The sequence below is a fragment of the Bacillus sp. AFS037270 genome (assembly GCF_002585305.1).
The window spans coordinates 40,733-54,690 of record NZ_NUNF01000030.1 but is presented as its reverse complement, the minus strand read 5'-3'; the positions used below and the strand labels follow the sequence as shown (position 1 = coordinate 54,690).

The following is a 13,958-nucleotide window of genomic DNA, read 5'->3' as shown; positions in this document are numbered from 1 at the left end:
CGGATTTTCCAATTTTCCTTTATTATAAAGGGTTTTAGCGTTTAAAACTGTCTAATTTAGTCTTATCGTGGGATAATAAAAAAGAATACATAATAGAGGAGAGCGCAAAATGAAGGTAAAAATTAATCGCCATGCTGCAAAAGAATTGAAAAAGATTGTGGAAAGTGAAGAGGCAGAAGGCAAACTATTTCGTGTATATGTGACAAGCATGCACGGAGATCATGCCCATTATGACTTGATGCTTGACACACCCACAGAAAATGATGAAGTTGTCAAAACGGATAAAGATATTGATTTTATCCTTGATAAAAGTGATGAGTACCTAGATGGAGTCTGGATCCAATTTTTCCATGTTCCAAAAGAGGAATGGCTCATTACCAACCCATCAAAAGGCGGACACCATCACCATCATTAATAACATTTATAATCCTGCTGTTAGAGCAGGATTTTTTATTTAACCATAACTATATTATGTAAACTAGAGAGTATTTTTGAAATGTTACTAATAAAAATGTTATCTTATAAAGGAACATGGGAGAAGGGAGTTTATGACAATAATGGAAAACTTCAAGAATGATGTTGAAATCAAGTTAGTTGCGCTCGATATGGATGGGACTTTGTTAAATAATAAAGGCCAAGTTTCAGAGGAAAATCGTAAAGCGATTAAGGCTGCAAAAGATATAGGTATAATCGTTGTTCTAAGTACGGGGCGTTCTATACTTACTGTTCGAGAACATGCGGATGATTTAGAGCTCACCTCCTACTTAGTAACAGTAAATGGCAGTGAGATTTATGATGAAAAAAGAGATCTGGTTGAAAGGAACCTTGTCAATACAGAGCATATTCAGTGGATGTGGGAACTGTCAAAACTACATAAAACTAAGTTTTGGGCCATTAATACACAAAGGACCTGGCACAATGAAATGCCGGAAGATTTTCATACTCTGGACTGGTTGAAATTTGGCTTTACGATTGAAGATGATGCAACTAGGGAACTGGTTTTTAACGAACTGACCTCAAGAGGTGAATTTGAATTAACGAATTCCACGTTAAAAAATATTGAAGTAAATGCAGCCGGAATTAATAAGGCGCGCGGGCTAGCGCTTGTCTGCTCCAGGTTAGGAATCGAAATGAAGAATGTAATGGCAGTTGGCGACAGTCGAAACGATTTAATGATGATCAAAGAGGCTGGACTAGGAGTTGCAATGGGAAATGCCCAAGATGTGGTCAAAGAAGAAGCAGACTGGATTACGTCAACAAATGAAGAGGATGGGGTAGCTAAAGCCATACAAAAATGGGTTCTTGCGAATAATTAAAAGTTATTTGTATAAAGGATTATTACTTTGGTAAAACTAGATTTGCAAATAAATTTTGCAAAATTATGTAATGGCTACGTGCTAGGAGGCTACAAAGAAAATGGAACATGGTAAAGTAAAATGGTTTAACAGCGAAAAAGGATTTGGATTCATTGAGCGCGAAGGCGGAGAGGATGTATTCGTTCATTTCTCAGCTATTCAAGGCGAAGGGTACAAGTCTTTGGATGAAGGTCAAGAGGTTACATTTGAAATCGAAAATGGCCAACGTGGACCGCAAGCCGTCAACGTTCAAAAACAATAGACCTATCAATAAAACAGACCCTTACAAAGGGGTCTGTTTTTTGATTTTCTTCCATTCATCCTCATGGATCACTGATTCATTTTAATATATCCTTTAATAAGTAAAATTTTTGGACGTTATTTCTTAAATTGGGAATAACGTCCTTCTTTTTTTAATACGAATGTAATAGTGAGTACAGGTTATATTTTATATTTTTTATCAGATTATAATTATTATAATTTAGTATTGATTTTCACTAAAAATATATTATAATCTAGTTAAGTATTAAAAAATAGATTACGAGGTGATTAAATGAGTAATACGAACAAACATTTAACAACTGGAACAGGTGCCCCTGTCGGCGATAATCAAAATTCTATGACGGCTGGTTCGCGCGGACCAACCTTAATACAAGACGTCCACTTACTAGAAAAATTAGCACATTTTAACCGTGAACGTGTACCAGAGCGTGTGGTTCATGCAAAGGGTGCCGGTGCACATGGATATTTTGAAGTAACAAATGATATGTCTAAATATACAAAAGCAAAATTATTTAATGGGGTTGGTAAACGTACGCCGATGTTCATTCGCTTCTCCACCGTTGCCGGTGAACTGGGTTCTGCTGATACAGTCCGGGATCCTAGAGGTTTTGCGGTTAAGTTTTATACGGAAGAAGGAAACTATGATTTGGTGGGTAACAATACACCAATCTTCTTTATTCGTGATGCAATTAAGTTTCCGGACTTCATTCATACACAAAAAAGAGACCCTAAAACCCATTTGAAAAACCCAAATGCAGTTTGGGATTTCTGGTCCTTATCACCTGAATCCTTGCACCAAGTTACCTATTTAATGGGTGACCGTGGTCTCCCAGCAACATTGCGACATATGAATGGATATGGAAGCCATACCTTTAAATGGGTAAATGAGAATGGAGAAGCAGTCTGGGTTAAATATCATTTCAAGAGTGAACAAGGCGTTAAAAACATGTCTGCAGATGTAGCGGCGAAATTAGCTGGTGAAAATCCAGATTATCATACAGAAGATTTATATAATGCAATTGAAAACGGAGACTTCCCGGCATGGAGGCTGCATGTTCAAATCATGCCATTTGAAGATGCCAATACGTATCGGTTCGATCCATTTGACGTCACAAAAGTGTGGTCCCATAAAGATTATCCTTTAATCGAGGTTGGCAGAATGGTCTTAAACCGCAACCCTGAAAACTATTTTGCAGAGGTTGAACAAGCCACATTCTCGCCAGGTACAATGGTACCAGGAATCGAAGCATCACCTGATAAAATGCTTCAAGGTCGTATATTTGCCTACTCTGATGCCCACCGTTACCGGGTCGGTCCTAACCATAACTTACTGCCAATTAACCGTCCAAAGGCAGAAATAAATAACTATCAGCGTGATGGTGCAATGCGCTTTGATAATAACGGCGGCGGATCTGTTTACTATGAGCCAAACAGCTATGGCGGTCCAAAGGAAGTACCAGAACATCGACAAACACCTTTTGAAGTTACTGGTGCTGCAGCGCAGGTTGCTTATGACCATAATGATCATTATACCCAAGCTGGTGATCTATACCGCTTAATGTCGGAAGATGAGCGTACTAGATTAGTTGATACCGTAGTAGGGGCTATGAAACCGGTAGAGAGAGAGGATATTAAATTACGTCAAATTCAGCACTTTTATAAAGCTGACCCACAATACGGCGAGAGAGTGGCCAAAGGATTAGGATTGGCGATTCCACAGGAAGTAAAATAAATCGGATGCAGGCTGTTCTTTTATGGAATAGCCTGTTTTTTATTATTTTCAACAAATTCCGACAGTATTTTTAAAATCCCCTTATTAAACTAGTTTTTAGATAGGGGGAGTTGTTTTAATGTACAAAAGATTTATTTTCACCTTGCTATGTTTACTGCTGCTTTTCAGCGGAATAGCTTGGCCTGTCCATGCGAAGGAAAACAGCATGGTAAAAAAATTATCTAAAGATAACAATTTGACTAGTTTCGATAATTCTTCCTTTTCCATTCATTCCTTTGCGAAGAGAATTTTTGGAAGATTCTATCAAGAGTTCATTATAGACAAACCCAGCGGAACGTTTTATGAACAGTATACGATGATGGAACAAGCCCCTTTGAAAAATAGGATGAACATTGCCGAGCAAAAAGATAAAGTCTTTCTCGATGAGCCGATCCGATTAACATTCGCGGGGGATGCAATGATGGATTGGTCGGTGAAGGAAACGGTCAAGCAAAAGGGAGCAGACTATCCTTTTGTACATATAAAAGAGGAACTATCTTCAAGTGATCTTAGCATAGTTAATTTAGAGACGTCTGTGACAACAGGTGGGACTAAACAAGGAAAACAATATACCTTTCGTTCGGATCCCTTCGCCTTGTCAGGTTTAAAAAATGCGGGATTCCAGCTAGTCAGCTTAGCTAATAATCATTCTCTTGATTTTGGACTATCAGGGTTTATGGATACGGTTGCTTCCTTAAAGCAGTATCAATTAGATTATGTCGGCGGGGGATTAAATAAACAAGAAGCCTATAGGGCAAAAACATATACTTTAAAAGGAAAAACAGTAAAAATATTGGCTTTTTCAAGGGTACTTCCTGATTATTCGTGGGTAGCATCAGATACAAAACCAGGCCTTGCAAATGGGTATGATTTAAGTCTGATCGAATCGACGATTAAAAAGGAAAAGCCGACCGCAGATTTCTTATTTGTGTTTATCCATTGGGGTGTTGAAACAAAACGTAATCCTGAGCCATTTCAGCGCGAGTGGGCAAAGAAGATGATTGATTCTGGTGCTGATGGGGTAATTGGAAGTCATCCCCATGTATTGCAGGGATTTGAATATTACAAAGGAAAGCCTATTGCCTATTCGCTTGGGAATTTTCTATTCCCCAACTACATAAAAGGGAACGCTGCCCAAACAGGCATCCTTCATATAGATATTCATAAAGAGGAGACGAAGATGACTTTTGTTCCATTTAGAATATTGCAGGACCAAATCGTGAAACAAAGTGACCAAGATAAACGGGCCGTTTGGAATGAACTGCAAGGATTGTCCTATGGCGGATTGACAATCAACAATGGGGATATTTCTGGAAATACAACCGTAGCAGACTCAAATTTTTAAAAAAACTTTTCCAGAAAAATTTTTGTATAACGTCGAATTTTTTCGGAAGGATTTTAATGATATTATCCGAATTATAAGAATAGTATGTAGTAAAAAAAGGGGGTCTTAAAATTGGGGATTAAGGTGGTAGAGAAAGAAGAAATAAAAGTGGTTGGTATAGCTTGGACAGGTACATACTCTGAAGTAAAAACAATCCCAAATCTTTTTAACAAAATGGAAAATCGTTTAGAGGAAGTTTCTTGCCTGACCAACGAACCTGTTGTGATTGCGCCATTCCATAGCCGTGAAACAGAGTTTACTTATTATGTTACAAAACCTGTTGGGAAAATCGAGAATGTACCAGAGGGAATGGTTGGTTTCTCAATTCCGAGAAAGAACTATGTCTGTACTACTCATAAAGGAAGCCTGGAAGAAGTAGAAAAAACATATCAACAACTGTTCAATTGGATGAAAGAATATGGTTATGAACAGGATTACCACGCCTTAGGGTTAGAAATTTTTAAAGAAGAGCATAAGCAGCAAAATATGTCAGGAGACTTATATTTTGAGATTTATGTACCGGTTAGAACCTATAAGGAATAGTTAAAAAGGAGTTTTTTAGACTCCTTTTATAAAATATATGTCAAGATGGACATTACTTGTCTTCAAGCATTTCCCTTTACTATTTCTTTTTAGTATAATAACATTATATACAAAGCTAAATATTTCCTTCGGGGTCAGGTGAAATTCCTAACCGGCGGTGATGAAGCCAATGCTTCTTAGTCCGTGACCCGTTTAACTTAATGTTAAACGGTGGATCTGGTGAAACTCCAGAGCCGACAGTTAAAGTCTGGATGGGAGAAGGAAAAATAGTGGGTTATGATTAGGGAGAAATTTGCCCATTTATACCCTTTATTTCCTATTGTCATTTTTAAGACCCTAAAGAAATTCTATTCTTTAGGGTCTTTTTTATACTCTGAAGGTATTTTATATAGCGTGGATCTAGTAAAAATGGGATTCGAATCTTGCCCGAGCCAAAGTAAGGAGAAGAAGGATTATGTTTACCGGAATCATTGAGGAAATAGGTAAAGTAGCAAAGATTCAGCGGACAGCCAATTCGTATGTATTAACAATAGAGGCTGAAAAAATACTACAAGATATACATCTTGGTGACAGCATTGCTGTAAACGGGGTCTGCCTGACGGTTACTTCTATTTTAGGAAAGCAGTTTACAGTAGACGTCATGCCGGAAACAGTTAAAGCGACCAGCTTAAATAACATTAAAAGTGGGACAAAGATTAATTTGGAACGTGCAATGGCTGCAGGCGGCAGATTTGGCGGGCATTTTGTCTCCGGACATGCTGATGGAACCGGGGTTATTAAAAGAAAACAAGCCTTAGAAAATGCAGTTTATTACGAAATAGAGGCAGATCCTGAAGTTTTAAGATTTGTTATTGTTAGAGGCTCTGTTGCGGTCGACGGGACAAGTTTAACTGTATTTGATGTTTCGGAAAGTAGTTTTACACTCTCACTTATCCCTCATACCCTGTCAGAAACTGTTATAGGTCTAAAGGGTCCAGGCGATATCGTCAATCTGGAATGCGATATGATTGGCAAATATGTCAGCCATTTTATAAAAAATACTGGCAATGATATGCCTCAAAAGAAAAAGTCGGGAATCAGCCAAAGTTTTTTAGAAGAAAACGGATTTTATTAAGCATTAAAATGATGAAAAAGGAGTGATCACATGTTTGATTCAATTGAGGAAGCCCTTTCCGATTTAAAAGCTGGCAAGGTTATTATAGCTTGTGATGATGAAGACAGGGAGAATGAAGGGGATTTTATCGCCTTAGCGGAAAAAACAACACCTGAGGTCATTAACTTGATGGTTACGCATGGGAGAGGACTAGTTTGTGTTCCGATCGTGGAAGAATTAGCTGAGAAACTAGACTTAACGCCAATGGTCGCTCACAACACAGATTATCATGGGACGGCTTTTACGGTAAGTATTGACCATAAGTTTTCGACGACAGGAATCTCTGCTTATGAACGGTCTGCAACTGTATTAAGTTTACTGGATCCAGAAGCAAAACCGGAAGATTTTAAACGTCCGGGGCATATGTTCCCGCTTATCGCGAAAAAAGGCGGCGTTTTGCAGAGAAACGGGCACACAGAAGCTGCAGTAGATCTTGCGAAATTATGCAGTGCTAAACCGGCCGGGGTTATTTGTGAAATTATGAATGAAGATGGCACCATGGCCCGCGTACCACAGCTTAGAGAAATAGCTGATCATTTGAACATAAAAATGATTACCATCAAAGCATTGATTGAGTATATAAGCAAAAAAGAAAGTCCTTTAAAAACCAAGGCGGATTAAAAAATTATATTGGAGGAATCATCATGTCGAATATTTTCGAAGGTAATTTAGTAGGTAGTGGGTTAAAAGTAGGGATTGTTGTAGGAAGATTTAATGAGTTTATTACAGGTAAATTATTAGATGGTGCAAAAGATGCCTTAAAACGTCATGGTGTCAGCGAATCTGACGTAGATATTGCCTGGGTTCCAGGTGCTTTTGAACTGCCGCTAATTGCCCAAAAAATGGCATTCAGTAAAAAATATGATGCTGTAATTACACTAGGAACAGTTATCCGCGGTGCAACACCACACTTTGATTATGTATGTAACGAAGCGGCTAAAGGGATTAATGCCACTGCATTAGCGAGTGGAATTCCAGTCATTTTTGGAGTACTTACAACAGATTCAATCGAGCAGGCGATTGAGCGTGCTGGAACAAAGGCAGGTAATAAGGGCTGGGATTCAGCAACGTCTGCGATTGAAATGGCGAACTTGATCCGAAATATCGAACAATAAAATGTTTAGCTTTACAACAGAGTAAAAACAGGCAAATCTAACGCCTGTTTTTATTCTGAAATATCATTGTTTTTTATATAAGGTATATACAAACCAAACCAATTATCTATATAATGGTCATATCATAAAAAAATAGCACGGTAAATAGGTGCTTAAGTCTTACTAGACTCTAAGCTTAATAGGGAAGTTGGTTGAATGCCAACGCGGTCCCGCCACTGTAAATGGGAGCAACCTATAGATGCCACTGTCGAAAGATGGGAAGGCATAGGAAGCAATGACTATGAGCCAGGAAACCTGCCTGTTTTAGACACCAAAAGCCTACGCGGATAGGAGAGTGTTAAGAATAGGAACGTTTTTATTTGTTTCTGCTTAACGTACATACACTCCTCCTCCTCAATAGGGGGATTTTTTTATGTCTATTTTTATAATGAAAGGAATGCAAGTAGAATGCTAAAAAGAAAGAATCTTTGGATGTCTATGCTGTTAGTTTTGATGGTACTGACAAACGGCTTGCAAACACCAGTATTTGCGGCAGAGGCAAAACAAGGTACTGTTACAGTCCTTGGACTAGACTCCACACCGGTAGTTCCAGAAAAGACACTCCAATTGGCTGAGAAAGAAACGGCTACCGAAGCATTGATCGATGCGGTTGGTAAAGATAATCTCGAATATACGGATAGCAGTTACGGGCCAATGCTCACAGGTATTAATGGAGTAAAAGCGGGGGAAAACCAATTCTGGGCATTCTTTATTAATGGAATCTCAGCACAAGTGGGACCGGATTCTTATGTCCTTCAAAATGGTGACAAAATAACATACCGACTAACCGATTTTACGAAACCAGCACAATCCACTGTTTCACTGAAAGTTGTTGATGATAAAAAGAATACAGTTGCTGAACTTTCATCCATTGAAGTAATCGGAAGTCCAAATGCCTTTCAGCTTTTACAAACAGCCTTGGGTTCTGATCAGGTTGGTTTTGAAGAAACAAACTATGGAAAGATGATTACCTCTCTTAAAGGAATTAAAGCGGAAGGATCTAACTACTGGGCATTCTATGTAGATGGGAAAATGGCTACCGTTGGTGCAGAGGGCTATCAGCTGCAAAATGGTAACCAGTTAAGTTTTCAACTTGAATCCTTTGAACCAGCACCAGGAGATGGAGGTAATGGTGAGACAACACCAACAACACCGTCAACTCCAACTACTGGAACAGTTACAGCTCAAGATTTGCAAACAGCTGTGAACACTTCAAGTGCTTACGTACTAAAAAACCAAGTTGGTGAATGGCAGGTAATTGCCTTGAAACAAGCAGGAAAAGAAATTCCTAAAAACTACCTTTCTGATGTAAAAGCCATTGTAAAAGAAAAACAAGGAAAGTTTTCAAGAATTACAGATACAGAACGATATGCTTTAGGGATTTTAGCTGCAGGCGGCAATCCGACAAATGTAGAAGGCTATAATTTAATAGAAGCAATTTATAATGGAAATGTAACAAAACAAGGTTTAAATGGAGTTGCATATGCCCTAGTAGCTCTAGACAGTGCCAATTTCACAATACCATCTACGGCCCAATGGACAAAAGCCAAACTCATCAGTTATTTGACTGAACGACAAAACAGTGATGGCGGCTGGGCTTGGGACGAAAGCACCACAAGTGATATAGATACGACAGCAATGATTTTAACTGCACTTGCACCATTTAAGGATCAAGGCGGTGTAAAGGAAAAGGTTGAGGCAGCCGTCGAGTATCTATCTACTCAGTACAAGGCTTCCAAAATCGATAATAGCTCAACTGCAGCCCAAGTGATGATCGCATTATCAGTTCTTGGAATCGATGCAAACAGCGGTGATTTTTCAAAAGATAATAGCGGCCTTGTTCAATATTTGCTATCATTCCAAAATAAAGATGGCGGTTTTGACTGGCAGGGCGGAGATGAGAGTGATCCATTCACGACCTCTCAAGCGATTCAGGGATTAGTTGCCTATCAGTTATTTACAGCAGGTAAAGGCTCTTTATACCATTTCAATCTAACTGCGGAAACTCCTGTAGCCGAGAAACCTGCTGTTGAAACGCCTCAGACAGAACAGGCTGCTCCGACAGAACAAGCTGCTCCTACAGCTACTGTTGTGAAGACAACCAATCAGACTGGGCATGCACTTCCAAATACAGCCACAAATATCTACAATCTTGTAGCTCTTGGACTATTGCTTATGATTGCAGGTAGTTTCATTTATTTAAGACAAAGAAAACAGAACGCATAAAAACCATTATCCCCTCTTGGCTTCCAAGAGGGGATTGATTGGAGGCAGGACATGAATAAATTTTTTAAAATTACTTCCTTTATATCGATTCTATTTATAATCTTTAACTTAGTTGGCTGTAGTTCAACTGACAGTGCAGAGAAGGATTCCAAAAAAGAAACAAAAACTGTTGAAGTAACAGCGAAAGCAGAAAATAATACAGAGCAAGTTACAAACCAACAAACTTCTGTAGAACAAGCGAAAACGACAGCTGCTTCACCTGAAACAAAGGAGGAACAGCCGGCTGAAGTGAAAACGGAGAGCGAACAAAGCTCACAGCCTGCTCAGCAAAATCCCGCTGAAAGTAAGCCAACAGCCAACACGTCTTCCACAGCGAGTAAAAATACGGCAACAACAACAACAAAAACCACAGGTACAACAACAACAAAAAGTACCGGAACGACAACAACAAAAACCACAGGGACGACAACCCAAAAAACTACCGGAACGACAACAAGTAAAACGACTAGCACGGCACCAAGCACTACAACCAATTCAACTCCAGCTCCTAAACCGGCGGTCACTGCACCAAAGCCTGTCGCTACGGTAACAATATCTATTACAGGTCCTAAAGACCGCGGGACAATCCTTTCAGCTTCAAAGGTAAAAATAGAAGATGGGTATACTATTTTTGATGTGGTGAAGCAAGCAGCGAAAGCAAAAGGGATTGTAGTGGATTCCACAGGCAGCGGTGCAACAGCCTATATCGAAGGAATTGACAATATCTATGAATTTGACTATGGTGCAAAAAGCGGCTGGGTATTTAAACACAATGGTCTTAGTATTACCAAGAGCATCGGAGTCATAAAGGTTAAAGATGGTGATCAGATTGCATGCTACTATACTGAATAATATTTGGAGGTACAAGCGATGAGGCTACGGTTTGATCGCTTTCATCCGCTTGTTACTTTTCTATTTTATGCCGGGGCTGTTTCATTGCTTATTTTAATGCTGCATCCCCTTTTTTTAATCAGCTCCATCGCAGTTGTTATTTTGATTAATTTACGCCATGATCGTTTAAACGGATTACGGCGATGGTGGTTTTTCATTATTACTACATTCCTCTTAATGGTGATCATGAACCCGCTATTCAATGAGAGGGGGAGGCATTTGTTAGTTGAAATATATGAACATCGTGTCACATTGGAGGCAGTTGTTTATGGTGGAATGAATGCCCTCTCGATTATTGGGATTATTGCTTTATTTGTTTCTTACAACATCATCATGACACCGAACAAGCTTTTATTTATTTTTGCAAAAGTGTTACCTCAATTTGCGGTCCTTCTCATGTTGACGCTCCGGTTTATTCCATTAATGCGAAGAAGGCTTGAAGAAATTTCGCTCGTACAAAAAAGTAAAGGACTCTCGGTTAGTCATGGCACCTGGAGGGCAAGAGCTAAGACAGGAATGCTTTATGTTCAAACATTGTTAACCTTTTCTTTAGAGGAGGCCATTCAAACCGCTGATTCTATGAAAGCTAGGGGATACGGACAAGGTTCGCGTTCATCCTATGAATATTTTAAAATAAACAAAGCAGATATCATCGCAATCCTTTATTTATTAAGTCTTTTTGGTTTTATCGTAATTGAACGTTTTTCAGGGTTTGGTGTATTAACGGTTTACCCCATTATGGAATCATGGCATCTATCGTTGATAGATAGAGCGGTTTTCATTTGTTATATCATGTTTTTAAGTTTCCCATTACTAGTTGAAGCAGGTGGAATGTTCCGATGGCGCTTATCGAATTAAATAATGTTACCTTTACCTACCCGGACTGCACAGAGCCTGCCATTCGGAATCTTTCTCTAAACATCTGTAAAGGACAATTTGTTGTTCTCTTTGGTGCTTCAGGGTCCGGAAAAAGTACTCTTTTACGATTACTAAAAAAAGAAATCCAGCCGCATGGGACGTTATCAGGAGGAATTTCAATAAATGGCCAGCTTGTTCAAGAGACACCTGGGCTTACTAGGGATGTTGGCTTCGTATTTCAAGATCCGGAAAATCAGATTGTCGCAGATGATGTCTTACATGAAATTGTGTTTGGGTTAGAGAATATCGGTCTGAACACAAATGAAATGAGAAACCGAGTGGCAGAAATAGTCCACTTTTTTGGCGCAGAATCAATTCTGAACCGAAAAGCAGAAGAGCTTTCAGGCGGGAAAAAGCAGCAAATTAACCTGGCATCTGTTTTATTGATGCAGCCGAACATTTTATTATTGGATGAACCGACCGCGCAGCTCGATCCCGTTAGTACGCGGGAGTTTATGGATATGATAAAGAGATTGAACGAAGAATTTGGAATGACGATCATCATGGCGGAACACCGGCTTGAAGAAGTCTTTACCTTGGCTGATCAAATTATCATGATGCAAAACGGTCAGCTAAAAGTTTCTGGTGAGCCCAAAGAGGTGCTTCGTGAGCTATGGGATACCTCTAATAAGGCGTATGTTCCAAAGATTCCTGCGTTATTTTTAAGTATGGAAGGTCATGGCAGTGTTCCTTTAACGGTGAAAGAGGGAAGAGACTGGGTGCAAAAGCAGAAGGTTGAGCCTGTTTTTTCAGGAGCAGAGAGAGTCTTTCCGAAAACAGGAGAACGGGTAAAAGTAAATAATCTTTCTTTTCATTATGATAAGAAAAGTGGTTATATTTTAGATGAACTTGAACTGAGCTTAAAGCAAGGAGAGTTTTATGCCTTGCTGGGAGGAAATGGTTCGGGGAAATCTACTTTGCTAAAGATTATTGCAGGTTTGTTAAAGCCTGATAGTGGGAAAGTGTCTTTTGATGATCTGCCCTTGAGGAAGTATAAACAGAATGAATTAGCTGGTAAGATTGGTTATTTACCACAAAATCCGAAGCTTTTTTTTCTTCAGGATACCGTTCAAAAAGAACTTCAAATCACGATGGAGCAGTGGAAGTTAACGGATGGTCATGAAGTAAAGCAACTGTTGGATAAATTAGGAATAGCCCATTTATTGTCAAGTCATCCGTATGACCTTAGTGGCGGAGAACTGCAGAAGGCAGCTTTAGCTTGTATTCTAATAAGGAAGCCTGAGGTGCTTTTATTGGATGAACCGACCAAAGGCTTGGATCCAATTTCAAAAGAGAACTTAGCTAAGATTCTCTTATCATTCCATTCAGCTGGGATGACGATTCTGATGTCCACACACGATGTCGAGTTTGCGGCACAATATACAAGCAAATGCGGGATGATGTTTCAAGGCAAGATTACATCTGAGGACGTACCAGAGAAGTTTTTCAAAGGGAACTTCTTTTATACGACGATGATGCAAAGGGTGTTTCGAGGGTTATCGGATAGCCAAATCCCAATGACGCTTGAGGAGGCCACACGGTAATGCGCAAACACAAGGCCTTAGTTACCGGTTTTCTTTTCATTATGATGCTAGTTTTACTAGGGCTGAATTATATTTGGGAAGATTCCTATTTAGGCTTTAGCTTTGGGCTAGTTCTTTTAGCTCTGTCTCTCTTTTTATTCCGGTTTGAAACTAGAAAGGTAGAACCTCGTGAATTGGTGCTTTTAGCCGTACTAGCTTCGATTGCTGCCGTGGGCAGGATTCCATTTGCAAGTCTCCCGAGTGTCCAGCCGACGACCTTTGTGATTATGATGTCCGGTTATGTGTTTGGAGCTGAGAGCGGCTTTGTGATCGGAGCAGTTGCGGCTCTAGCTTCCAATATGATTATGGGGCAGGGGCCATGGACACCTTGGCAGATGGTGGCATGGGGCTTGGTTGGATTGACTGCTGGTCTATTAAGAAATACCCTCTTTATGAATAGAAGATGGGGGCAGATTGTATTTGGGGTTATCTGGGGTTACCTGTTTGGCTGGATTATGAACCTATGGGGATTTATCGCGCTGATTCAGTCCGGCGGCTCGCAAACTTGGAAGGCGTTTATCGTTTATATGATTGGAAGTGCCACTTTTGATACCTTTCATGCCATCTCCAATGTTTTCTTCTTGGTAGTTTTTGGCGGGATTTGGATTAAGATTTTATCCAGGTTTAAGCGGAAATATGGATTACTAGAATAAAAAAAC

The 13,958-nt window shown here is 39.5% G+C and carries 13 protein-coding genes, 1 pseudogene and 2 riboswitches; all 14 genes and pseudogenes read left to right on the top strand.

Annotation, left to right across the window (positions count from 1 at the left end; all coding sequences use genetic code 11):
* Positions 1–109: 109 nt before the first annotated feature.
* The 14 genes and pseudogenes from COD92_RS15155 to COD92_RS15085 all read left to right on the top strand — a co-directional run bounded on the left by COD92_RS15155 (position 110) and on the right by COD92_RS15085 (position 13,952).
* Positions 110–415 (top strand): iron-sulfur cluster assembly accessory protein, encoded by a 306-nt coding sequence (locus COD92_RS15155; protein ID WP_098531634.1) that lies wholly within the window; start codon positions 110–112, stop codon positions 413–415.
* 142 nt (positions 416–557) lie between these two features.
* On the top strand, positions 558–1,316 hold the full coding sequence (locus tag COD92_RS15150) for a Cof-type HAD-IIB family hydrolase (RefSeq protein ID WP_480254346.1): 759 nt from the start codon (positions 558–560) through the stop codon (positions 1,314–1,316).
* A gap of 100 nt (positions 1,317–1,416) precedes the next feature.
* A complete protein-coding gene (locus COD92_RS15145) occupies positions 1,417–1,617 on the top strand; it encodes a cold-shock protein (RefSeq protein WP_098531632.1) in 201 nt (66 codons plus the stop codon).
* A gap of 291 nt (positions 1,618–1,908) precedes the next feature.
* The gene (gene katA / locus COD92_RS15140) at positions 1,909–3,369 is read left to right on the top strand and encodes a catalase KatA (RefSeq protein ID WP_098531631.1); all 1,461 of its coding nucleotides are present in this window, start codon (positions 1,909–1,911) and stop codon (positions 3,367–3,369) included.
* Positions 3,370–3,487: 118 nt separating this feature from the next.
* A complete protein-coding gene (locus tag COD92_RS15135) occupies positions 3,488–4,753 on the top strand; it encodes a CapA family protein (protein ID WP_098531630.1) in 1,266 nt (421 codons plus the stop codon).
* Positions 4,754–4,864: 111 nt separating this feature from the next.
* The gene (locus COD92_RS15130) at positions 4,865–5,335 is read left to right on the top strand and encodes a GyrI-like domain-containing protein (protein WP_098531629.1); all 471 of its coding nucleotides are present in this window, start codon (positions 4,865–4,867) and stop codon (positions 5,333–5,335) included.
* Positions 5,336–5,455: 120 nt separating this feature from the next.
* Positions 5,456–5,602, top strand: a riboswitch (FMN riboswitch).
* 187 nt (positions 5,603–5,789) lie between these two features.
* A complete protein-coding gene (gene ribE / locus COD92_RS15120) occupies positions 5,790–6,449 on the top strand; it encodes a riboflavin synthase (RefSeq protein WP_098531628.1) in 660 nt (219 codons plus the stop codon).
* A gap of 30 nt (positions 6,450–6,479) precedes the next feature.
* Positions 6,480–7,106: pseudogene (gene ribB, locus COD92_RS15115) on the top strand (3,4-dihydroxy-2-butanone-4-phosphate synthase); the annotation flags it as partial.
* A gap of 26 nt (positions 7,107–7,132) precedes the next feature.
* Positions 7,133–7,603, top strand: a complete 471-nt coding sequence (gene ribH / locus COD92_RS15110) for a 6,7-dimethyl-8-ribityllumazine synthase (protein ID WP_098531626.1) — start codon at positions 7,133–7,135, stop codon at positions 7,601–7,603.
* A 129-nt stretch (positions 7,604–7,732) separates the two neighbouring features.
* A riboswitch (cobalamin riboswitch) is annotated at positions 7,733–7,919 on the top strand.
* Positions 7,920–8,050: 131 nt separating this feature from the next.
* On the top strand, positions 8,051–9,868 hold the full coding sequence (locus COD92_RS15105) for a DUF4430 domain-containing protein (protein ID WP_098531625.1): 1,818 nt from the start codon (positions 8,051–8,053) through the stop codon (positions 9,866–9,868).
* Positions 9,869–9,919: 51 nt separating this feature from the next.
* The gene (locus COD92_RS15100) at positions 9,920–10,759 is read left to right on the top strand and encodes a DUF4430 domain-containing protein (protein WP_098531624.1); all 840 of its coding nucleotides are present in this window, start codon (positions 9,920–9,922) and stop codon (positions 10,757–10,759) included.
* Between the two features lie 18 nt (positions 10,760–10,777).
* Positions 10,778–11,656 carry an energy-coupling factor transporter transmembrane component T gene (locus COD92_RS15095; protein ID WP_098531623.1) on the top strand — a complete coding sequence of 293 codons (879 nt, stop codon included), beginning with the start codon at positions 10,778–10,780 and terminating at the stop codon, positions 11,654–11,656.
* Positions 11,638–13,260 carry an ABC transporter ATP-binding protein gene (locus tag COD92_RS15090; RefSeq protein WP_098531622.1) on the top strand — a complete coding sequence of 541 codons (1,623 nt, stop codon included), beginning with the start codon at positions 11,638–11,640 and terminating at the stop codon, positions 13,258–13,260. Before COD92_RS15095 ends, COD92_RS15090 begins: the two co-directional genes overlap by 19 nt.
* The gene (locus COD92_RS15085; RefSeq protein WP_098531621.1) at positions 13,260–13,952 is read left to right on the top strand and encodes an ECF transporter S component; all 693 of its coding nucleotides are present in this window, start codon (positions 13,260–13,262) and stop codon (positions 13,950–13,952) included. The genes COD92_RS15090 and COD92_RS15085 overlap by 1 nt, the downstream gene beginning before the upstream one ends.
* Positions 13,953–13,958 lie beyond the last annotated feature (6 nt).